The following is a 19,667-nucleotide window of genomic DNA, read 5'->3' as shown; positions in this document are numbered from 1 at the left end:
GGCTGCTTCCTGCTCGCGGCCACCGAAGTTGACGATCAGGCTCGCCAGCACCGAGTGCGCCGAATAGTCGGCGTTGAGCTGATTGCCGTTGGTGCCCGTCAGGCGGAAGTCGTCGGCGTTGAAGTAGCGGTACTTGACCCCGAGATCGACATTGCGGGTGACCGGAAAGCGCGCGCCGCCGATCAGCTGCCAGGCGAAATCGGTATCGCTGTCGTCGATCAGCGTGCCGAGCCCGGCGACCTCGACCGGCAGTTCGAGCCGCGCCACGCCCGCGCCGCCGCCGCCGTAGATCTGGAAGCCGTCATCGGCGCCGATCTCGACCAGGGCATTGACCATCCCGCTCCAGATCTCGAGATCGCGCTCGTTCTCGGCGACGGTGCCGACCGGCACGGCCGAACCGTCCGGCAGGAGGCCGGCGCTCTCGACCGTCAGGCTGCGGTACTTGGCGTTCTTGTAGCCGCCCTCGGCCTCGAGCCGGAACGGGCCGAAGTCGTAGCCGAGGATCACGTCGCCATCGATCCCGACCTTGGTGCGCGCCGTTGCCGCCCGGGTGAAGTCGTCTTCGCCGGTCGCGTTCTCTTGGCGCGCGTCAACCGTCACCTTGTCCCTGAGGCTGACACCGCCCTCGATGCCGATATACGGCCCATCGGCATAGGCCGGTGTGGCTATCGCCGCGACGGCTGCGCCCAGCATCAGAAATGTCGTTCTTGTCATTGTCCTGTTACCTCACAATTCGGTGATCCGCCGGCTCCCGGAGAGGGGGCCCGGACCGCGCGCACAGGCGCAGCCGTTCCCGGCGGGTGAGGGGCAAGTCATGCGCGATGTGATTTGTTGCATCGCCCGCGCCGGGCCGTGCCGGTGATTGGGCGAAGCGATTGCCAAGCGGCGAGGGGCACGGCATGAACGCCAGGGTGCTTCATGCCCCGGCATGGGCGCCGAACCACAATCACAGGAGAGAGATCAGCCATGGCGAGCGCACGCCTCGGAGCAATGCAGGACTGGACGATGCGGGTGACCGCAGTGATCGATCACGCCGCGCGCGAGGCGGGCGGGCGCGAGATCGTCAGCCGCTGGGCCGATGGCAGCGTCACCCGCACCAACTGGGCGGGGATCCAGGCGGATGCGCTGAAGATGGCGCAGGCGCTCCAGAGGCTCGGGCTGAAGCCGGGCGACAAGGTCGCGAGCCTTGCGATGAACCACGCGCGCCACCTCGTCAGCTGGTATGGCGTCGCGGGCATGGGCGGGGTGCTCCACACGGTGAACCCGCGCCTGTTCGACGATCAGCTCGAATATATCGTGACCCACGCCGAGGACCGCGTGCTGTGCTATGACGCGGCCTTCCAGCCGATCGTCGACCGGATGAAGAGCCGCTGGCCGACGGTCGAGCACTACATATGCTACGATTCCGGCGACCACGCCCCAGCCTTCGAGGACTGGATCGCGGCCGAGGACGGCGATTTCGAATGGGTCACCGGCCCCGAAACCGACCCCTGCATGATCTGCTACACCTCCGGCACCACCGGCAATCCCAAGGGCGTGCAATACGAGCACCGCTCGACCGTGATGCACGCGATGGCCGGGCTGCAATCGGCCGCCTTCAATTTCTCGAGCGCCTCGGTGATGCTCCCGGTGGTGCCGATGTTCCACGCGGCGAGCTGGGGGCTGCCCTATGCGGGCGCGATGGCGGGGATCAAATTCGTGTTCTCGGCGGTGAACGATCCCGCCGTGCTCCACGACCTGATGATCCGCGAGGGCGTGACCGATTCTGCAGGCGTGCCGACCGTGTGGCTCGCGCATTTCCAGTATTGCGACGCGAACGGTCTCGAGCTGCCGCCGCTGAAAGCGGCAACCATCGGGGGCTCGGCGGCGCCCAGGTTCATGATCGAGCGGCTGATGAAGAACGGCACCCGCGTCCAGCACGCCTGGGGCATGACCGAGACCTCGCCCATCGGCACGGTCGGCGGGCCGACCTGGGACTGGGAGAACCTCACCCTCGAGGAGCGGATCGAGAAGACCGCGATGCAGGGCCGCCCGATCTTCGGGGTGCAGCTGCGCACGGTCGACCTCTCCGACATGTCAACCGAGCTGCCGCGCGACGGCAAGACCAGCGGCGCGCTCCAGATCCGCGGGCCCTGGATCATCAAGCGCTACTTCAAGGCCGAGAAGGACGCTGTCGGCAATGATGGCTGGTTCGATACCGGCGATGTCGGCATCCTCCACCCCGACGGCACGCTCCAGCTGACCGACCGCACCAAGGACGTGATCAAGTCGGGCGGCGAGTGGATCAGCTCGGTCGAGCTCGAGAACGCCGCCTGCGGGCACCCTGGCGTCGCGGAAGCGGCCTGCATCGGCATCCCCCACCCCAAGTGGGACGAGCGCCCGGTGCTGTTCATCGTGAAGAAGGCCGGCGCGGAGGTGACCGCCGAGGACATCCTCGAACACCTCAGGCCCCAGATCGCCAAGTGGTGGCTGCCCGATGCGGTCGAGTTCGTCGACGACATCCCCCACACCGCCACCGGCAAGATCAGCAAGAAGGACCTGCGCGACCGTTTCGCGGACTACACGCTTGCCTGACGTGGGGGTCCGGCCTGCGCGGGTCGATGACGCGCAGGCCATCGCCGCGATCTATGCCTGGCACGTGGCGAACGGCACGGCGACCTTCGACACCGCCGCGCCCGATGCGGCGGCGTGGGCGGAAAAGATTGCCGACTTCGCCGTGCGTGGCTTTCCGTTCATCGTCGCCGAGCGGGAAGGCAGGGTCATCGCCTATGCCTATGCCGCCCGCTTCCGCGACCGTGCGGCCTATGCGCATACCTGCGAGGACAGCATCTATGTCGCGCACGAGGCGCGCGGGGGCGGGATCGGCTCGGCCCTGCTGCCCGCGCTGGTCGATGCGGCTCGCAGGGCCGGGTTCGAACAGATGATCGCGGTGATCGGCGGCGGCGAGCCGGCCTCGGTGGCGCTCCACGCCCGCTGCGGCTTCGTGCACGCCGGACGGATGCGCAATGTCGGCAAGAAATTCGGCCGCCTGCTCGATACGGTCTACATGCAATGCGACCTGACAGGAGAGGGATGGGACAATGAGTGAAGTCTACATCGACCCGAGCCCGGCGAATTTCCAGTCCTTTAAGGACCTGCCGCGCGACACGCCGATCAACATGCTCAACCTGCTGCTCTACCGCGAGAAGGCCGAGTACCCCGAGGGACACGAGCACGCGGGCAAGGGCTGGAGCGGAAAGGAGGCCTACAAGGAATATGGCCGCACCTCCGGCCCGATCTTCGCCCGTGTCGGCGGCAGGATCCTGTGGCGGGGGCGCTTCGAGACGATGGTGACCGGGCCCGAGGTGCGCCAATGGCACAATGGCTTCATCGCGCATTACCCCAATGCGGGTGCCTTCTTCGAGATGATCAAGGACCCCGATTACCAGCTCGCGGTCGTCAACCGCACCGCCGCATTGGTTGACAGCCGCCTGATCCGCTTCGCTCCCGGCTCGGTGGGGGAGGGGTTCGCCTAGCGCCGCTCAGCGCGCCTTCGCGAGGTGCCGCGCGGCAAAATCGGCCACCCGCTGGACGTTGGCATCACCGACGAAGACCGGCGAGAAGAAGCTGGTGTCGCCGTGGCCGGTGCCTGCAAACATGTCGACTTCGACCGGTACCCCGGCCTGCTTGAGCGCCTCGGCCAGAATGGTCGTCTGCCCGACCGGCACGAGGCAATCCGCGCTTCCCTTCTGGAGCAGGAAGGGCGGGTCGCTCGGGTCGATATAGGTGATCGGATTCGCGGCCTTCACCTTGTCCGGCACGGTCCGGATCGGCGCACCGAGATACTCCGATTCGAAGGAAGTCGCCGCCTCGTGATCGGGCGGGCAGCCCTGCGCGCGCGCCTGCGGGTCCATCTGCAGGAAGTCGTTCGGCCCGAACCAGTCGATGACGGCGCTGACGCGGGCCGAAACCCCGGGATTGCCGAGCGCGGGGTTGTCGAACACGGCGGCATTGCCGGTCGTGCCGATCAGCGAGGCAAGGTTGCCGCCCGCCGATTGCCCGAAGGCGACGAAGCGCTCCGGATCGAGCCGGTAGCGTGCGGCATTGGCCCGCAGGAAACGCACCGCGGCCTTGGCGTCCTCGATCGCGGCGGGAAACCGCGCCTCGCCCGAGAGCCGGTAGTCGATCGTCGCCACTGCGATCCCGCGCTCCCGCAGCGCGCCCAGGATCTCGGGCGAGAGCATGTCCTTGTCGCCGACCCGGAAGCCGCCGCCGTGGATGTTGATCACCAAGGGGAAGGGGCCGGGCCCCTCGGGCAGGTAGAGATCGAGCGTCTGGCTCGCCGAGAGCGGCGCATAGGCAACATCGGCGTGATCGGGCGCAGGCAAGCTCGGCGAACAGGTCGCGAGCGCCACAACCACAGGCAACGCGGCGGCTGCGGCTAGCAGCCACGGTCGCTGGATGCGCAAGGGTCGGTTCCCGATCGCGGGCCTATCACTCCTCGCCGTAGAGGTAGCCGAAGAAGTCCGACACCGAGGCGAACCACAGGCCGATCTGGCTCGAATAGTTCGCGCGGGTGATGCCGCCATCGGCGATGATGTACATCCGGACCGAGATCGTGCCGTCCTGATCGAGATAGGCGCGGCCGAAATTTTCCTTGTAATTGTAAGTGTTGATCGCCTCGATGATCTGCTCGCGGGTGCGGTCTTCGGGCTCGAAGGTTGCCAGCATCGAGGAGCCCAGGCACTTGGTCTTGGCGACATTGTCCTCGCAGGCAAGCAGCAGCGCATCGGCGATCACGCCGCCATCGAACTCGAAGTCGATCCGCTCGGACTTGGGGTCGGTGGTGGTGATCGTGGCACCGGCCTCGACCAGCGCGCGCTCGAAATCGGCGCGGGTGAAGTGCTGGATGCTCTGCGCCTGCGCGCTGGTGGTGGTGAATGCCAGAGCGGCGGCGGCAGCAAGAACTTTCCAGCGCATGATTCCCCCTTCGTGATCGCGTGGTCGCGACAAACCGTATCACAGCAGCGACAATTGGCCATCCCTTTGTGGTGGCCGGAAACGCGCGCAGTCGAGGTCGAACCGCGCCTTGCCGATCCCCGCCTTGCGGCACGCTAGGCGGAAGCGCGCACGCAGCAGGTCGGCCCACACGCCTTGCGGGTTCATGCGGCTGTGGAAGTTCGGATCATTGTCACGCCCGCCGCGCATCTCCCTGACAATGCTCATGACCTTGCCCGCGCGCTCGGGGTAGTGGACGGCCAGCCACTCGCGGAACAGCGGGGCGACCTCGTGGGGGAGGCGCAGGGGAATCCACCCGACGCTGCGCACGCCGAGCTCGCCCACGCGGGCTATGATGCCCTCCATGAATTCGTCGGTGATCGCCGGGATCACGGGCGAGAGCGAGCAATGCACCGGCACGCCCAGTTCCACCAGCTTGCCTAGTGCATTCAATCGCTTGGACGGCGCGGCGCAGCGCGGTTCGAGCTTGCCCGAGAGCGCCGGGTCGAGTGTCGTCACCGAGACCGATACCGCCACGAGCTTCTCGCGCGCCATCTCCTCCAGCAGGTCGGCGTCTAGGAGCACCCGGTCTGACTTGGTGGTGATGGTGACGGGGTGGCGCGTCTCGAGGCAGACCTCGAGGATCGCCCGGGTGATGCGGTAATCGCGCTCGATCGGCTGATAGGGATCGGTGTTGGTGCCGAGCGCAATTGGCCTGGGGCTGTAGCCTTTCTTCGCCAGCGTCGCCCGCAGCAGCGCCGGCGCCTCGGGCTTGGCGAAGAGCTGTGTCTCGAAGTCGAGGCCCGGCGACAGGTCGTGGTAGGCGTGGGTCGGCCGCGCGAAGCAGTAGACGCAGCCGTGCTCGCACCCGCGATAGGCGTTGATCGAGCGGTCGAAGGGGACGTCGGGCGACTGGTTGAAGGTGAGGATCGACTTCGGCCGCTCCTCGGTCACCGTGGTGCGCAAGCGGACCGGCGGGCCGCCGAGCGACTGGACGTGATCGCGCCAGTCGCCATCGACCTCTCGCTCCGCCAGGCCGAAGCGGATGGGGACCTGCCCCGATTGCGCCCCGCGCCCTTTGACCGGAGAATGTTTCACGTGGAACATTTACGGAACATTGGCGCGCTTGCCAAGCCCGCATTCGCTCGGGCGAGCGTGTTTCTGCCCGCGCACCAACCGCCAACAACCCGGCAATTACCACGCAAGAACCCGCGTTAAACCTCCGTCAGGCGCGGCATCAGCTCGACGAAGTTGCACGGCCGGTTGCGGCTGTCCAATTGCTCGGCGAGGATGCCGTCCCACCCGTCCTTGACCGCTCCGTTCGATCCTGGGAGGGCGAAGATGTAGGTCCCGCGCGCCACCACCGCCATCGCGCGCGACTGGACGGTGCTGGTGCCGATGGTCTTGAAGCTGAGCCAGCGGAACAGCTCGCCGAAACCGGGGATCTCGCGCGCGCCCGCGATCAGCCCCAGCGCCTCGGGGGTGACATCGCGGCCCGTGAGGCCGGTGCCGCCGGTGGAGACCACCGCGTCGATGGCCGGATCGTCGATCCAGGCTTCGAACTGAGCGGCGAGCGCGGCAGCATCGTCCTTGACGATCATGCGCGCGGCCAGATGGTGCCCGGCGCCCGTCACGCGGCCCGCGAGGATATCGCCCGAGGTGTCGGTTTCGGGCGTACGCGTATCAGAAACGGTGAGAACAGCGATATTTATCGGTTTGAAAACCTTGGTTTCGTCAATCGCCACGCCTGCGCGCTCCTCTACCGCTCCAAACTTGCGGAACGGGTGGTAGCAGCCTCGGGGAACTCCGGCCAGCGCCCTTGCGCGAGCGCCCGGCGGCTCGGCGAGGCGACCCCGGCGGCGCGCTCGTACATCCAGTAATTGCGCATCACGATCGCGACATAGCTGCGGGTCTCCCAATAGGGGATCGATTCCATCCACAGCAGCGGGTCGTTCTGATCGTTGATCTCGGCGTTCCAGCGCCCGACGGGCACGAGGCCGGCATTGTAGGCCGCCATGATCTTGGGCAGCACCCCGCCGGTCGCCGGATGGTCGCGCAGCATCGCAAGGTGGCGCTGGCCATAGGCGAGGTTGACCTGCGGGTCGTTCAGGTCCTCGTAGGAAGCCCCGAGGCTGAGACGGCCCGAATGGTCGCGCGCGGTGCCCGGCATGATCTGCATCAGGCCCCGGGCGTTGGCGGGGCTGATGGCGGCGGCGCGGAAATTCGATTCCTGCAAGGCATGCGCGAAGGCGAGCGCCGGGTCGACCTGCCAGCCGCCCACCGGCTGCCAATAGGCAACCGGGAAGCGCAGCGAGGGATCGCTGCTGGCCCCGTAGGGCGCGTTGTGCGCCATGAACAGCTGGGTCGAGGGCAGGCCGAGCTCGCGCGCCAGCCGGGCGAGCGCGCCATACTGGTAGGCCGGGCCGATCTTCGCCTCGTAGCGCAGCACTTCGTCGGCGAGCGCGGGGCGGCCGATCTCGATCAGCGCGGCGGCGACACGCACATTGGGGCGCTGCTTGAGCTCGCTCCAGTCCTCGCGGCTGAGCGGTGCGGGCGCGGCGTGCTGCGGCAGCTCGACCCCGAGCTGGTCGGCGGCGAGCATCCCGTAGAGCGTCTCGTCCATCTGCGCGGCCGCGCTGAGGTGCGCCTGCGCCTGCCCGGGCTCGCGGCAGCGCACAGCGGCGCGCGACGCCCAGTAATGCCCGGCGGCGGCGAGTTCGACATTCGAGGCGCGTTCGGACACGCGCGCAAAGGCCTCGCCCGCGAGCTGGCAATAGCCCATGCGCCAGGCGGCAAGCCCCTCGACCCACGCCCCTTCGGGCACCCACGCGCCCGTTCCCTCGGCGACGGTGCGGGCGAGCTCGAGCGCGGCGTTGTCCTGGTTCTCGATATAGTAGCTCCACGCCACGCGCTGGCGCCATTCGGCGCGCGCGTCGCTGGAGAGCAGCGGATCGGCCTCGGCGAGCAGGCGGTGGGCCTCGACCGGGTTGTCGGCCTTGATCGCGGCGAGGATCGCTTCGGCGGTCGCGGCGGGCATGGTGCCGTCGCCCACCGGACGCGGCAGCATGCGCTTGGGGGCATAGGGCTGGCGCGCGAAGCCCTGACTTGCGGGCAGCGCGGGAAGCACGGTCAGCCCGCGCTTGGCGCCCATCTTGGCGAGCTGTTCGGCCTGCGGCAGGTCGGTGCCGGCGGCAAACCACGCCGCGATCTGCTCGGCCGAGACCTTGGGGCTCCTGGCGTGGGTGTAGTATTCGGCGAGCGCGGTCTGGGTCAGCACCCCGCCGGGCAGCTGCGCGACGAGGCTTTCGACCTGCGCCCACTGCTCGGCATCGATCGCGGCGAAGATCTGGCGATAGGTGCTGCGCTCCTCGGCGGAGAGCACCGCCGTCAGCACGCGCTCCTCGGGGGTGGCGCCGTTCCAGCGCGCCACCAGATCGCCCGCCTGTGCGGCCGCCGGAGCATGGACGCCCGCGGTCGCCAGCACCATCGCCGCCAGCGCCGCGCTGCCGCGCTTCAATTTGTGGCCGACCATTCCATCCATCTCCGCCAGAACCGGGCCTTGAGCCGGGGCATGTCCATCAGGGCATCGAGCGCTTCGCTCGATAGAACCGGGACATTGCCCGATGTATAGTTGATTTCCCGTAAAGGCTTATCGGCAGCCGCGCCCAGCATCGGCCCCAGTCCATTGCCGAAAGCGATCACGCGGGCCGGGGCGGCGAGCCTGACGTGATGCGCCGTCACCGCGTCCATGCCGCCTGCCGCCAGCGCCGGGAGATCGGCCATCGGGGCGTGCGCGGGGAGCGCCGAGGCGATGTAGGCCGCGCTCTCGTCCAGACCCATCGCGGCGAGGATGGCGGCCAGCAGGCGCCCTTGCGGCCCGCCGAGCAGCCGCTCGCGGTCATCGGCCTCGGGCTGGGCAACCAGCACCATCAGCGCCGCGCCGCGCTCGCCCCGGGGCGGCACGCGCGGGAAGCCGTGCGAGGGCGAGAGATCGGCGGTCTCCATCCACCACTGGCGGAAGGCGGCAAGATCGGCCGGGGGCGAATCGCCCAGCCAGTCGCGGCGCGCGGACGCCGGGCGTTCGGGGGCGGCGAGCGGGGCAGCCGCCGGTCGCGCAACATTATCTTGGCGCTGCGAAACCGGGGCCTTGGCACCGGCGGGCGCGGCGCCAGGGCCTTGCGCCCCGGCAACCGCGGAGGCGGCGCGCGGCTCGCTCAGCCACGTCGTAGCGTCATCTGCAAAGTCATGGTCGACCCCGGCCAGGTGCCACCAGGCCAGCGCCGCCTCGAATTCATGCGCAAGGGTAGGGGCGAGCGGGCTCATCGGGGGGTCATGCTATCCATCGCGGGTCTTGACTGTCTGTTCCCCCGTTAGCAAGTGGACAGACAAGGCATATCGCCAGACTGTGGCCCTCAAGCGGCCAAAATAACAAGGATCAGGAAAGCCCGATGGTCGAACGTGAATCAATGCCCTGCGACGTGGTGATCGTCGGCGGCGGTCCGGCGGGGCTCTCCGCGGCGATCCGGCTGAAGCAATTGAACGCCGATCTGGAAGTGATCGTGCTGGAAAAGGGCTCGGAGATCGGCGCGCACATCCTGTCGGGCGCGGTGGTCGATCCCAAGGGCCTCGACGAGCTCTTCCCCGATTGGCGCGACATGGGCTGCCCGATGGCGGAAACCCCGGTGACCGACAACTGGCACTGGGTGCTCTCGAAGACCGGCAAGACCTCTCTCCCCCACGCGATCATGCCCCCGCTGATGAGCAACCACGGCTGCTACACCGGGAGCCTCGGCAACATGGCCCGCTGGCTGGCCGAACAGGCCGAGGGGCTGGGGGTGATGGTGTTCCCGGGCTTCCCCGCCGCCGAGGTGATGATCGACGAAAGCGGCGCGGTCGCGGGCGTCATCACGCAGGACATGGGCGTCGCCGCCGATGGCAGCCACAAGGGCGATTACCAGCCCGGCATGGAGATCCACGCCAAGTACACCCTCTTCGCCGAAGGCGCGCGCGGCAACCTCACCAAGCGCATGAAGGCGAAGTTCGACCTCGAGGCGAACTGCCAGCCGCAGGTCTACGGGCTCGGCATCAAGGAGCTGTGGGACATCGATCCCAAGAAGCACAAGCCCGGCCGGGTGATCCACACGCAAGGCTGGCCCCTGTCGGAAAGCGAGAGCTGGGGCGGGGGCTTCCTCTACCACCAGGCGAACGGTCAAGTGGCGCTCGGCTTCGTCACCGCGCTCGACTACAAGAACCCCTGGGTCTCGCCCTACCAGGAGTTCCAGCGCTGGAAGCAGCACCCGGCGATCCGCGAATATCTCGAGGGCGGCAAGCGCGTGGCCTACGGCGCGCGCGCGATCAACGAGGGCGGCTGGCAGTCGGTGCCCAAGCTGGCCTTCCCCGGCGGCGCGCTGATCGGCTGCGCGGCGGGTTTTGTGAATGTCCCCCGGATCAAGGGCAGCCACACCGCGATGAAGAGCGGGATGCTGGCGGCCGAGAGCATCGCGGCGGCGATCGCTGCCGGTCACGAGAAGACCGAGCTGGTGGACTATGACGCCGCGGTGCGCTCCAGCTGGATCGCGACCGAGCTGAAGCTCGTCCAGAACGCCCAGCCGGCCGTCGCCAAATACGGCGGCGACATCGGCACGGCGCTGGCCGGCATCGACATGTGGATGCGCACGCTCAAGATCGGTCTGCCGATCAGCATGAAGCACCACCGCGACCACGAAATGACCGGCCGTGCCGATCTCTATCCGCCCATCGCCTACCCCAAGCCCGATGGCGTGATCACCTTCGACCGCCTCACCAACGTCGCCTACAGCTACACCAACCACGCCGAGGACCAGCCCTGCCACCTGCAGGTGAAGGACTGGGAGCTCCAGAAGGAGAGCGAGCTGGCAGTATTCGGTGGGCCGTCCGCGCGCTACTGCCCGGCGGGGGTCTACGAATGGCTGACCGACGAGAAGACCGGCGAGCCCAAGTTCCAGATCAACTCGCAGAACTGCGTCCACTGCAAGACCTGCGACATCAAGGACCCCAACCAGAACATCAATTGGGTGACGCCCGAGGGCGGCGGCGGGCCGAATTATCCGAATATGTGATCGAAGGTCAGAAGTGACGTTCAACATCTCACCGCTTCCCGAGGGGCAAATCCGGGCCTTGCGAGCAAGCTTTGCAAGCTTGAGTAGCGGCTCGGATGAGACTGATTTTATCACTGTTGAAGAGATTCAGTCGACTTACGATGCCTTGCTCGCCAGCAAAGAGATGGATGAAGAAAGTCTTGTGGCGCTCGGCGTTGCCTTTGGTGAGATGATCTGCGCACAAGGCGATTTCGAGTGGGTCAAGTTGGAAGACGAATATGGATCTGGCCCAGCCTTGGCGCTTGTCGGATGGGATGTTGTTTGCAGTCCGATCGATATGATTGAAAAGCGGCTCGAGGATGGTGATGCAGTCGATCTTGTTGAGCTTTGCTCCGATACGATTGCGACGATTGATCGTGTCGTTCAGGCTGGTGAGGCAGGCCCACGGAAGCCATAATTGAGGCAATGGTCACCGAAACCGCCTACGCCAAGATCAACCTCGCGCTCCTTGTCGCTGCGTCGCTCGTTGGTTGCGCGCCGGTCGATGCGCCGAAAGCTGTCTCGTCGGACGGTGAGGCGTGCGAGCGGGTGATGTCCGTGCTGGCCGCCAACAAGACCTACCGTGCCGACCAAATGGCAGGCTGCGACGGAGGCAAGGATGACAACAAACCCGGCTTCTACGTCCTGCGCGTCAACGCCGATTGCCGCGACCCGCAAGGCTGCGGAAGCGTGCTGCTCGGCTGGTATGCGGTCGAGGGCGCAACCGGGGCCGTGCATGAAATGGACGTCGCCGAGTGGACCGTCGGCCCACGGATCGACCGGGAAAAGTGATGCGCGAAACCGCCTACGCCAAGATCAACCTCGCGCTGCATGTTCGGCGGCGGCGGGAGGACGGGTATCACGAGCTCGAAACGCTGTTCGCCTTCGTCGATGCGGGCGACGTGCTGACGGCGACCCCGGCCGCGCAGGACAGCGTCACGACGCAGGGCGAGTTTGCGGGGGTGCTCGACAATCCCTTCGACAACCTTGTCGCCCGCGCGCTCAACTCGCTCCCGCGCCCGCAGGGCCTCGCGGTGACGCTGGAGAAGAACCTGCCGGTTGCGGCTGGCCTTGGCGGCGGATCGGCGGACGCGGGGGCGGTGTTCCGGATGGTCCAGGCGCTCCACGGCCTGCCCGATGACTGGCCTGCGCGCGCCGCAAAACTCGGCGCGGATGTGCCCGCCTGCGTGCTCAGCCGCACCCATATCGGCCTCGGCACGGGCACCGAGCAGCTTGCGGTGGAGGACGACCTTGCCGGCACCCCCGTCCTGCTGGTCAACCCGCGCGTGCCGCTCTCGACCGGCCCGGTGTTCAAGGCGTGGGATCAAGAGGATCGCGGGCCGCTGCCGCAAGGCCCTGCGTCGAAGATCGCGCGGGAAGGGCGCAACGACCTCGAAGCCCCCGCCATTTCGCTGTGCCCGGTGATCGCCGAGGTGCTGACGGCCCTTCAGGCGACCGACCCATGGCTCGCCCGGATGTCCGGCTCGGGCGCGACCTGCTTTGCGCTCTACGAGACGCCCCAAGCGCGCGATGCGGCGGCGGCGGCGATGCCGGAGGGCTGGTGGACCATGTCGGGACGGCTGCGGTGAGTTTCCAAAGACCCGCTCGTGCTGAGCCTGTCGAAGCACTGTCTTTTCCTGGGCTTCGTGCTGGACTTGAAGAGAAATTCAGCCCTTCGACAAGCTCACGGCGAACGGAGTTAGGGGAGTGATCGCACCCTTCCGCCAACTCGGCACACCCACCCCCGGCGGGATCGTCCTTGTCGCCGACCACGCGTCCAACGCCGTCCCCGCCGACATCGACCTCGGCATCCCGGATCACCTGTTCCACGAACACATCGCCCTCGACATCGGCACCGAGGCCATCGCCGAACTGCTGGCGCAGACCCACGCCATCCCCGCCCACATCGCCGCCGTCAGCCGCCTCGTGTGCGACTTGAACCGCGAGGAGAGTGCCCCCGGCCTCGTCCCGCCCGAGAGCGACGGGCACCCCATTCCCGGCAATTTCGGCGCCGACCGCGAGGCGCGGCTCGCCCGCTTCCACCGCCCTTATCACGCCGCATTGGAGCGATGGCTGGCCGCCGCAGAGCCCGCCCTGATCCTCTCGCTCCATTCCTTCACCCCGCGGCTCGCCACCTCCGAGGCCGCGCGGCCGTGGGAGGTAGGGGTGCTCTACAATCAGGACGATCACGCCGCGCGCATCGCAATCCCCATGCTCGCCGCCGAGGGGCTGAACGTCGGCGACAACCTCCCATATTCGGGGCGCGACCTCAACTACACCATGAACCGCCACGCCGAGGCCGAGGGCCGCGCCTATCTCGGTGTCGAGCTCCGGCAGGATCTGGTGCAGACCCCTGCAGACCATTCCCGCTGGGCCGCGCTGCTGGCGAAAATCGCGCGAAGGGTTGCGTCCAGCCTCGCCTGAAGGCAGGGGGCATTTCACAAAATCCCCGCTACAGGAAATCTTATGTCGTCCAGGTTTGACAAGTCGAAGCTCCCCAGCCGCCACGTCTCGGTCGGCCCGGAGCGCGCGCCGCATCGCTCCTATTACTACGCGATGGGCATGACCGAGGAAGAGATCGCCGCGCCTTTCGTCGGCGTGGTCAGCGCGGGCAATGACTCGGCACCGTGCAACACCACCCTGAACGCGCAGGCCGATATCTGCCGCGAGGGCGTGATCGCGGGCGGCGGCACCCCGCGCCGGTTCAACACCATCACTGTCACCGATGGCATCGCGATGGGCCATCAGGGCATGAAGTCCTCGCTCATCAGTCGCGAGATCATTGCCGACTCTATTGAAGTATCGGTCCGAGGTCATTGTTATGACGCGCTTGTCGGGTTCGCGGGCTGCGACAAGAGCCTGCCCGGCATGATGATGGCGATGCTGCGGCTCAACGTCCCTTCGATCTTCGTCTATGGCGGCTCGATCCTCCCCGGCACCCACCGCGGCGCGGACGTGACCGTGGTCGATGTGTTCGAAGCGGTCGGACAGTTCGCGGCGGGCAACTGCCCCTTGGCCGAACTGATCGCTTTGGAAAAAGTCGCCTGCCCCGGTCACGGCGCCTGCGGCGGCCAGTTCACCGCCAACACCATGGCCTGCGTCGGCGAGGCGATCGGATTGTCGCTCCCGAACAGCAACATGGCGCCTGCTCCTTACAGATCACGCGATGACATCGCAGTGGCAGCAGGCAAGCAGGTCATGGAGCTCGTCGCCCGCAATCTGCGCCCCCGCGACATCTGCACCCGCGCCGCCTTCGAGAACGCCGCCCGGGTTGTCGCCGCGACCGGCGGCTCGACCAACGCTGCGCTGCACCTGCCCGCCATGGCCAGCGAGGCGGGGATCGACTTCGACCTGTTCGACGTCGCCGAAATCTTCAGATCAACGCCTTACATCGCGGACCTGAAGCCCGGCGGGAAATATGTCGCCAAGGACATGCACGAGGCGGGCGGCGTCTACATGGCTATGAAGACCCTGCTCGATGGCGGCTTCCTCGATCCCAACCCGGTCACCGTCACAGGCAAGACCATCGGCGAGAACCTCGAGGAGATCACCTGGAACCCCGACCAGAAGGTCTTTTATGACGTGAAGACCCCGATCACCCCCACGGGCGGCGTGGTCGGGCTGAAGGGCTCGCTCGCTCCCGATGGCGCGATCGTGAAGGTCGCCGGCATGGCGCGCCTGCAATTCTCCGGTCCGGCGCGCGTGTTCGACTGCGAGGAGGACGCCTTCGCCGCCGTCGAGAGCCGCGACATCGCCGAGGGCTGCGTCATCGTCATCCGCTACGAAGGCCCCAAGGGCGGCCCCGGCATGCGCGAGATGCTCTCGACCACCGCCGCGCTCTACGGGCAGGGCATGGGCGAGAAGGTCGCGCTGATCACCGACGGCAGATTCTCGGGGGCGACACGGGGCTTCTGCATCGGCCATGTCGGTCCCGAGGCGGCGGACGGCGGTCCGATCGCGCTGGTCGAGGATGGCGACATCATCGCCATCGACGCGACCCTCGGCACCATCGACCTCGAGGTGGCCGAGGACGTGCTCGCGGCACGCCGCGCGAAGTGGCAGCCGCGCGTCAACGACTACCAGTCGGGCGCGCTGTGGCGCTACAGCCAGGTCGTCGGCAAGGCGCGCTACGGGGCGCTCACCCACCCGGGAGCCAAGGCGGAAACCCATGTCTTTGCGGATATCTAGCACCCTCGCCGCGCTCGCGGTGCTCGCGGGTTGCGGCGGGGCGCAGAGCCCCGAGCCTGCGGGCGAGACCATCGCCTGCGCCATCGGCAAGGGCGCGGATTTCGCCGAGGTCTGCACGATGGAGCGGATCGCGGGCAGCGCGCAGATCATCGTCCACCACCCCGACGGGGGCTTCCGGCGGCTGACCTACGATCCTGCCACCGGCACGCTTGCGACGCTCGACGGGGCCGACCCGGTGGTGCTCGAAGAGGGACAGGGCGTGCTGCAATTTGCCATCGGCGCGGACCGCTACCGCATCCCCCGCGAACCCGCCGCCGCGCCGACGCCGTGAGCGCCTCCCAGGTCCTCACCGCCGAGCAGATGCGCGCCGCCGAGCAGGCGCTGTTCGATGCGGGGACCTCGGTTAGCGAGTTGATGGAAATCGCTGCGGGCGGTGCGGCCGAATGGATCCGCCGAATTGCCGCCGGGCGCGCGGTCACCGTGCTGTGCGGCCCGGGCAATAATGGCGGGGATGGCTATGTCATCGCACGGCGACTGCGCAAGGCGGGGAATGCGGTCACCGTCATCGCCCCGCTCGCGCCCAAGACCGAAGCCGCTCGCGATGCAAAGGCGCGCTGGGACGGGCCGGTTGGAACCGCAGGCGGTTCGAGGGGCGGTTCGGGGGGAGACGTCCTCGTCGACTGCCTGTTCGGATCGGGCCTGGCGCGCCCGCTGGTGCCCGAGCACGCGCTGCTGCTGCGCGATCTTGCCGCGCGGCACCGGCTGCGGGTGGCGGTGGACCTGCCCTCCGGCATCGCCAGCGACACCGGCACGGCACTGGGCGACAAGCTGCCCGCCTTCGATCTGACCCTTGCGCTCGGAGCGTGGAAGTTCGCGCATTGGAGCCTGCCGGGCCGCCTCCACATGGGCCAGCTGCGGCTCGTGCCCATCGGCATCGCGCCGGTCGAGGGCGCGGCGCAGGTGATTGCCCGCCCGCACCTCGCCGCACCCGCAGCCGACAGCCACAAGTATCGCCGCGGTCTCCTCGCGATCGTCGCAGGCGCGATGCCCGGCGCGGGCCTGCTCGCCGCGAGCGCCGCGCAGCGGGCAGGGGCAGGCTATGTCAAGCTGCTCGCGCCTGCCGCCGATCCGCGCACCCCGCCCGAAGTGGTGACCGACACCGCGCCGCTCGGCGAGGCGCTGGCGGACTCGCGCATCGCGGCGGTGCTGGTCGGCCCCGGGCTGGGGCGCGACGAGGCGGCGCGCGGGAGGCTCGGCGCCGCGCTGGTGCAGGCGCGTGCGCTCGTGATCGATGCCGACGCGCTGATGCTGCTTGGTCCTGCCCTGCTTCCCGCAGGCAAGCCGATCCTTGCAACGCCGCATGACGGGGAGCTCGAGACCCTGTGCCGCGCCTTCGGGGTGATCGCCGAAAGCCGCCGCGACCGCGCGCTGGCGCTCGCCAAGGTCAGCGGCATGGTGGTGCTCGCCAAGGGCCCCGACAGCTGCGTGGCGGCGCCCGACGGGAGGCTGGCGCTCGCGCCCCCGGCGCCGAGCTGGCTTTCGGTCGCGGGCACGGGCGACGTTCTCGCCGGGATCGCGGCGAGCCGCATGGCCACGGCGCGCGATCCCTTCGCTGCCGCCTGCGAGGCGGTGTGGCTCCACGGCGAGGCGGCGCGGCGGGCGGGCGCGGCCTTCACGCCATCGCAGCTTGCCGAGAGGGTGTCCGAGGCGCTAGCGGCGGCCTTGTGAGCAGTCCCGAACCCGTCATCCGCCTCGCCGCCAAGGGCGACGGCGTCACCGCCTCCGGTCGCCATGTCGCAGGCGCGGTACCGGGCGACAGCGTGGACGAGGGCGGGACGATCCTCCCCGGCCCGCACCACCAGACCCCGCCGTGTCCCCACTTCGCGGCCTGTGGCGGGTGCCAGTTGCAACATGCTGACGAGGCTACGCTTTCGGACTTCGTTCGCGGCCGGGTGCTCAACGCTGCGCGCGGGCAGGGGCTGGAGCCTGCCGAGCTGCTCCCCGTCCACCTTTCGCCCCCGCACACCCGCCGCCGCGCGGGGCTGCACGGGTTGCGGACCGCGCGGGGCGCGGTGCTCGGCTACCGCGAGGGCGGATCGCACCGCGTGGTCGATCTTGCCGAGTGCCCTGTCCTGCATCCTGCGCTCGCCGTGCTGATCGCCCCCTTGCGCCAATTCGTCGCCGCGAACGGCCCCAAGGCGATGGTCGGGATCGACCTGACGCTCGCCGATCAGGGCGTCGAGGCGAGCCTTTCGCACTTCCCGCTGGACGGCCTCGGCCCGACCGAAGCGGCGCTCGATTTCGCGCGCGAACAGGGACTTGCACGGCTTTCCTTCGACCAGGGCTATGGGCCCGAGACGATGTGGGAGCCCGAGCCGGTTACGGTCACGCTCGCCGGGGTGCCGGTCGGCTTGCCGCCAGGGGCCTTCCTGCAAGCGACGCAGGATGCGGAAGGCCGGATGGCTGCCGATGCCGCCGCATGGCTTGAAGGCGCGCGGATGGTGGCTGACCTGTTTGCGGGGCTCGGCACCTTCGCCTTCGCGCTCAGAGAGGGCCGCAAGGTATTGGCGGTAGAGGCAGAACAAGCCGCGCATCTCGCGTGCAAGACTGCCGGGGCGTGGGCTGGGGGCAATGTGTTGGCGCTCCACCGCGACCTGTTCCGTGCGCCGCTGCAACCGGCAGAGCTCAACCGCTTCGACGCCGTGCTGCTCGATCCGCCGCGTGCCGGCGCCCGCGCGCAGATCGCCGAGATCGCCGCGAGCACGCTGGCGCGGGTGGTCTATGTCAGCTGCAACCCCTCGAGCTGGGCGCGCGATGCGGCCGTGCTCGCCGAGGCGGGCTTCCGGCTCGCGAAACTGCGCCCGGTGGGCCAGTTCCGCTGGTCGACCCATGTCGAGCTGGTGAGCCTGTTCGAGCGTTAAGCGCGCAGGGCCTCCAATAGCTGCGCTTCCAGCCAGGCGCGGTGTGCGGGCTCGACATAGGCGTGGCCCGCGCCCTCGCAGCGGCGGATGCGCGGGTCGCTCCTGTCCCACGCGGCTTCGAAGACCTGCGCGGTGCGGTCGGCAGTGGCGAGCAGGATGCGCACGTCGCCGGTGAAGCCTGCCAGCCCGGCGGCCATCTCCTGCGCGAGGCGCGAGGACGGCGGCGGCGGCCTCATCGCGTGGACCACCCCGCGTGCGAGTTTGCGCAGGTTCACACCTCCGCCAAGCAACCGCATGATCTCGCGAGGATTCTTTAGCCTTTCGAGATACCGCGAGCGCAAGGCGGCGGGCGGCGGAATGCTGTCGTCGGTGTCGCTCTCCTCGATCGTCCAGGGGTTGGAGAGCACCAGAGCGTCGCACCGCGCGCCACCCGTCAGCATCAGCGCCGAGGCCGCATCGCAATTGCCGAAGGCGATCACGCTGGTGACCTGCGGGGCAACCGCGCGGAACGCTTCGAGCGCGCAGGCGATGTCTGTGGCGGAGTGGCGGAAGCCGCGGTTCTCGCCCTCGCTGTCGCCCACCCCGCGGCGGTCGAAGCGGAAGACCGGAAAGCCCGCCGCGGCGATGCGCGCGGCCATGTCGGCCTGCCCGCCGAAGGCGCCCGCGCGGATCTCGTTGCCGCCGCTGACGATGAGCAGCCCGCTCGTGCCGGGCGCGCTGTCATGCGTCCCGGCGAGCATCAGCCCGTCGCAGGCGAAGGGGTGCGAGCGTCGGCTCATGCGGGCGCGCCTGCGAGGCTCTGCACGATCCGCGCGGCGAGGCGGTCGGCCTGGCCTGCGTCCTCGCCCGGCACGGCGCGCAGCCACAGGCCCGGGCCGCCGAGGGCGCTTTGGGCGAGCTCGGATTGACCGGGGGCAAGCACGGGCTCGGCGGCTTCAAGCGCCGCGAGCATCGCGGGTCCGATCGCCCAGCCGCCGAGCGTCAGGCCCTCGGCCCGCCCCTGTGCCATCAGCGCCTCCGAGGTCTCGTCCCACCCTGCCTCGCGCGCGGCGATGGTGCGGGCGCGGATCATGCCGCGCAGCAGCTTGGGGCCGGATTGGGCGGCGTAGTGCCAGCCGGACAGGGCGGGGGGCGCAACAAGCGCGCCGGCCCGGATCGCGAGCACGTGGGTCGCGCGAAGGGCTTCGGCGGCCGCGATCATGTGCGAACGCCAGCCCTCAAGCGTCTGAAATTGCAGCGGGGCTAGGCTCTCGTTGCAGCCGGGCAGATCGGGGAGCAGGCAGTCCACTCCGGCGCGGTCGAGCCGCCGCATCACCTCGAGGGTGAAGCGCCGCAGCTTGTTCGCTTCGTCGAACCAGGCCGGGCACACCAGCAGCCGCAAGTCGCGGCCGCGGTCGAAGGCGATGAGCAGTTCCTCGCCTGCCGGGGTGCCGTCGGGGGCGGGCGGGGTCCAGGTCGAGATCAC

Annotated in this window: 21 protein-coding genes; 12 read left to right on the top strand and 9 right to left on the bottom strand. The window is 68.6% G+C overall.

Annotation, left to right across the window (positions count from 1 at the left end):
- The coding region (locus AX692_RS15000; protein ID WP_196490191.1) for an outer membrane protein at positions 1-693 on the bottom strand (693 nt) is incomplete at its 3' end.
- A gap of 273 nt (positions 694-966) precedes the next feature.
- On the opposite strand from AX692_RS15000, the gene AX692_RS14995 reads away from it, so the two are divergent.
- The 3 genes from AX692_RS14995 to AX692_RS14985 are packed head-to-tail and all read left to right on the top strand — an operon-like array spanning position 967 to position 3,515.
- The gene (locus tag AX692_RS14995; protein ID WP_073974002.1) at positions 967-2,574 is read left to right on the top strand and encodes a long-chain fatty acid--CoA ligase; all 1,608 of its coding nucleotides are present in this window, start codon (positions 967-969) and stop codon (positions 2,572-2,574) included.
- Between the two features lies 1 nt (position 2,575).
- Complete coding sequence (locus AX692_RS14990) at positions 2,576-3,088, top strand: GNAT family N-acetyltransferase (RefSeq protein ID WP_230959556.1); 513 nt, start codon at positions 2,576-2,578, stop codon at positions 3,086-3,088.
- Positions 3,081-3,515 carry a DUF1330 domain-containing protein gene (locus AX692_RS14985; RefSeq protein WP_073974004.1) on the top strand — a complete coding sequence of 145 codons (435 nt, stop codon included), beginning with the start codon at positions 3,081-3,083 and terminating at the stop codon, positions 3,513-3,515. The genes AX692_RS14990 and AX692_RS14985 overlap by 8 nt, the downstream gene beginning before the upstream one ends.
- Before the next feature lie 6 nt (positions 3,516-3,521).
- Here the strand turns inward: AX692_RS14985 and AX692_RS14980 are convergent, their stop codons facing one another.
- The 6 genes from AX692_RS14980 to AX692_RS14955 all read right to left on the bottom strand — a co-directional run bounded on the left by AX692_RS14980 (position 3,522) and on the right by AX692_RS14955 (position 9,300).
- Positions 3,522-4,448 (bottom strand): alpha/beta hydrolase, encoded by a 927-nt coding sequence (locus AX692_RS14980; protein WP_196490009.1) that lies wholly within the window; start codon positions 4,446-4,448, stop codon positions 3,522-3,524.
- A gap of 25 nt (positions 4,449-4,473) precedes the next feature.
- Positions 4,474-4,959, bottom strand: coding sequence for a YbjN domain-containing protein (locus tag AX692_RS14975; protein ID WP_073974005.1), 486 nt, complete (start codon positions 4,957-4,959; stop codon positions 4,474-4,476).
- A gap of 39 nt (positions 4,960-4,998) precedes the next feature.
- Positions 4,999-6,084, bottom strand: a complete 1,086-nt coding sequence (locus AX692_RS14970) for a PA0069 family radical SAM protein (RefSeq protein WP_073974006.1) — start codon at positions 6,082-6,084, stop codon at positions 4,999-5,001.
- Positions 6,085-6,191: 107 nt separating this feature from the next.
- Entirely contained in the window at positions 6,192-6,722 is a 531-nt protein-coding gene (gene moaB, locus AX692_RS14965) for a molybdenum cofactor biosynthesis protein B (RefSeq protein ID WP_073974007.1), read from the bottom strand.
- Between the two features lie 14 nt (positions 6,723-6,736).
- Complete coding sequence (locus AX692_RS14960) at positions 6,737-8,509, bottom strand: lytic transglycosylase domain-containing protein (RefSeq protein ID WP_230959557.1); 1,773 nt, start codon at positions 8,507-8,509, stop codon at positions 6,737-6,739.
- Positions 8,491-9,300 carry a hypothetical protein gene (locus tag AX692_RS14955; protein ID WP_073974008.1) on the bottom strand — a complete coding sequence of 270 codons (810 nt, stop codon included), beginning with the start codon at positions 9,298-9,300 and terminating at the stop codon, positions 8,491-8,493. Before AX692_RS14955 ends, AX692_RS14960 begins: the two co-directional genes overlap by 19 nt.
- Before the next feature lie 125 nt (positions 9,301-9,425).
- Here AX692_RS14955 and AX692_RS14950 point away from each other — a divergent pair, with 125 nt between their 5' ends.
- The 9 genes from AX692_RS14950 (at position 9,426) to AX692_RS14910 (ending at position 18,202) form a co-directional block, all read left to right on the top strand.
- Entirely contained in the window at positions 9,426-11,075 is a 1,650-nt protein-coding gene (locus AX692_RS14950) for an electron transfer flavoprotein-ubiquinone oxidoreductase (protein WP_073974009.1), read from the top strand.
- Between the two features lie 13 nt (positions 11,076-11,088).
- Positions 11,089-11,511 carry a DUF3806 domain-containing protein gene (locus AX692_RS14945; protein WP_073980872.1) on the top strand — a complete coding sequence of 141 codons (423 nt, stop codon included), beginning with the start codon at positions 11,089-11,091 and terminating at the stop codon, positions 11,509-11,511.
- A gap of 8 nt (positions 11,512-11,519) precedes the next feature.
- A complete protein-coding gene (locus AX692_RS14940; RefSeq protein ID WP_073974011.1) occupies positions 11,520-11,885 on the top strand; it encodes a hypothetical protein in 366 nt (121 codons plus the stop codon).
- Positions 11,885-12,682, top strand: coding sequence for a 4-(cytidine 5'-diphospho)-2-C-methyl-D-erythritol kinase (locus AX692_RS14935; RefSeq protein ID WP_073974012.1), 798 nt, complete (start codon positions 11,885-11,887; stop codon positions 12,680-12,682). Before AX692_RS14940 ends, AX692_RS14935 begins: the two co-directional genes overlap by 1 nt.
- A gap of 118 nt (positions 12,683-12,800) precedes the next feature.
- On the top strand, positions 12,801-13,517 hold the full coding sequence (locus AX692_RS14930; protein WP_073974013.1) for an N-formylglutamate amidohydrolase: 717 nt from the start codon (positions 12,801-12,803) through the stop codon (positions 13,515-13,517).
- 42 nt (positions 13,518-13,559) lie between these two features.
- Positions 13,560-15,281 (top strand): dihydroxy-acid dehydratase, encoded by a 1,722-nt coding sequence (gene ilvD / locus AX692_RS14925; protein WP_073974014.1) that lies wholly within the window; start codon positions 13,560-13,562, stop codon positions 15,279-15,281.
- Positions 15,262-15,612 (top strand): hypothetical protein, encoded by a 351-nt coding sequence (locus AX692_RS14920; RefSeq protein ID WP_155644884.1) that lies wholly within the window; start codon positions 15,262-15,264, stop codon positions 15,610-15,612. The genes ilvD and AX692_RS14920 overlap by 20 nt, the downstream gene beginning before the upstream one ends.
- Complete coding sequence (locus AX692_RS14915) at positions 15,609-17,009, top strand: NAD(P)H-hydrate epimerase (RefSeq protein WP_073974016.1); 1,401 nt, start codon at positions 15,609-15,611, stop codon at positions 17,007-17,009. Before AX692_RS14920 ends, AX692_RS14915 begins: the two co-directional genes overlap by 4 nt.
- Entirely contained in the window at positions 17,006-18,202 is a 1,197-nt protein-coding gene (locus AX692_RS14910; RefSeq protein ID WP_073974017.1) for a class I SAM-dependent RNA methyltransferase, read from the top strand. The genes AX692_RS14915 and AX692_RS14910 overlap by 4 nt, the downstream gene beginning before the upstream one ends.
- Here the strand turns inward: AX692_RS14910 and AX692_RS14905 are convergent.
- Both AX692_RS14905 and AX692_RS14900 read right to left on the bottom strand, forming a co-directional pair.
- Positions 18,199-18,981, bottom strand: coding sequence for a hydrolase 1, exosortase A system-associated (locus AX692_RS14905; RefSeq protein WP_073974018.1), 783 nt, complete (start codon positions 18,979-18,981; stop codon positions 18,199-18,201). The genes AX692_RS14910 and AX692_RS14905 overlap by 4 nt on opposite strands.
- Positions 18,978-19,667: a hypothetical protein gene (locus tag AX692_RS14900; RefSeq protein WP_073974019.1), complete on the bottom strand. Its 690-nt coding sequence runs from the start codon at positions 19,665-19,667 to the stop codon at positions 18,978-18,980. The genes AX692_RS14905 and AX692_RS14900 overlap by 4 nt, the downstream gene beginning before the upstream one ends.

The organism is Erythrobacter donghaensis, assembly GCF_001557325.1.
GTDB lineage: Bacteria > Pseudomonadota > Alphaproteobacteria > Sphingomonadales > Sphingomonadaceae > Erythrobacter > Erythrobacter donghaensis_B.
This window is presented reverse-complemented; position numbering and strand designations above follow the sequence as displayed.